The following is a 1,672-nucleotide window of genomic DNA, read 5'->3' on the forward strand; positions in this document are numbered from 1 at the left end:
CATACTTGCGCACGCGGTAGAGCTAGGCGACTCTGCGCCTAAAGAGGCTCGTTCCAAACCCCTTGCCCAAATCAAATTAACTTGAGCCGCATTAACATCTCTATCCTCAGTGTGGGTGCAGTTGGGATTAGAGCAAACATGAACTCTATCGGCTAATGTTTTAGGCGTTAACTCCCAACATTTGACACACCTCTGAGTAGGCTTGAGTGTTTGAGTTGGAGATTCCACATATAATCCTCCTGCCTCAGCTAACTTGTACTCAAGCATTTGCCCAATCATGCCAAATCCAACGTCAAGGATTGAACGATTAAGCCCTGCTTTTTGGGCTTTTCGTTTCCCCTTTTTAGCTTTTGCTGTCATCCCCTTAACGTTTAACTTCTCGCCAGCAACTAGGCTATTACCGCTAACTATGTTGCTGGTAGTTTTGTGTAACCAATCCTCTCTGTGTCGGGTTACTTTTCTTTGTAGCTGCGAAACCTTTTGACGCTCACGTTTCCATCGTCGTGAGGCTTTGACTCTCTTTTTGAAATTAGGTGAACGCTTACGTCGTAATTTTTTAGATGCTGCCTTAAGTTTCTGTTGACCTTCTTTAATGAAGTCGGGCTTGGCTATCTTTTCGCCAGTAGAAAGAGTAACAACATCTTTGCAGCCTAAGTCAATACCAATAGAGTCAGTTCCAGTCTCACGAACAGGGTCGCATTGAACGGTGATAGAAGCAAACCACGCCCCATTGCGGAAGATGATGGTGCAAGTTGTTGGAGTCCCCCAAGCTCTTGCTTTTCCTCGCATCTGAATTTTGCCCAAATTGGTAATACTCAGATGACCGTTTTTCCCGTCTGTTTCAGCTTTCCATCCTGCTTTGCACGGATAAGTCCAGCCACTATAGCGACGGGACGCCTTGAATTTCGGGTATCCTCCTAAGCCTTTGAAAAAACGCACAAACGCAAAGTCTACCCGCTTTAAAGTAGCTTGTAGAGCATGAGAACCTAGCGGCTTATACTCTGTCCAGACTTCCTTAAATTCGGGTAAACAATTCTGTTGTTCTAGATAATTAACAGAGTGACCAAACTTTTGATATTGAGTCTTTCTGTTGTACACGGCAGCATTATACAAAGCGCAATGAAGCTTTCGCCAGTAGTGAAATGTCTTCTGTTGCTGACGACTTGGATAGAGCTTGAATGTGATACGCCGTGTTGTTACCATAAAGAGATTATATCATCAGTCGAACGGATGACAACTATTTACCGCAAAGGAGCGCATTGCGTTTTCTCCATCCAGTTGCACACCTACTTTGTCACGGCTTACCGTCGAGAATGCCTGACACAAAAAATGGCTGAACGATTCCAAGAGGTTGCAGCCAATGTACTAGTAAAAAACAAGTGTATTTTGTTGGAGTGTAAGGGACAAAGCAATCACATCCACTTACTATTGGACATCCATCCAGACAACAACATCTCAACCTTACTAGGGTCAATCAAATCGGCAACAAGCCGCGTTCTTCGCAAGGAATTTGAATCGGAATTGAAACCTTACTTTCAGAATTGGAGCAAAGGATTATGGGGTGACCAACTTTATATCCGTTCTGCTGGGGGCGCACCTCTTAAGATTCTTGAGGAATACATCCAGTCTCACAGTCGAGGATGATTGGTCGGCTCTGTCCCGACGCCGACCC

At 44.7% G+C, this 1,672-nt stretch carries 2 protein-coding genes; one reads left to right on the top strand and one right to left on the bottom strand.

The genetic code is table 11. From position 1 onward, the window contains the following. A partial coding sequence (locus tag U2718_RS14525; protein WP_411813288.1) for an RNA-guided endonuclease InsQ/TnpB family protein occupies nt 1-1,203 on the bottom strand: 1,203 nt, incomplete at its 3' end. A 27-nt stretch (nt 1,204-1,230) separates the two neighbouring features. Between U2718_RS14525 and tnpA the strand changes: the two genes are divergently transcribed. Further along, on the top strand, nt 1,231-1,644 hold the full coding sequence (tnpA, locus tag U2718_RS14530) for an IS200/IS605 family transposase (RefSeq protein ID WP_411813289.1): 414 nt from the start codon (nt 1,231-1,233) through the stop codon (nt 1,642-1,644). Nucleotides 1,645-1,672 lie beyond the last annotated feature (28 nt).

The organism is Chlorogloeopsis sp. ULAP02 (genome assembly GCF_038404745.2).
Classification (GTDB): domain Bacteria; phylum Cyanobacteriota; class Cyanobacteriia; order Cyanobacteriales; family Nostocaceae; genus Chlorogloeopsis.

Bases quoted from the DNA above. Each gene is read 5' to 3' on its own strand.
- tnpA (WP_411813289.1), top strand. From the start codon at position 1,231: ATGACAACTATTTACCGCAAAGGAGCGCATTGCGTTTTCTCCATCCAG.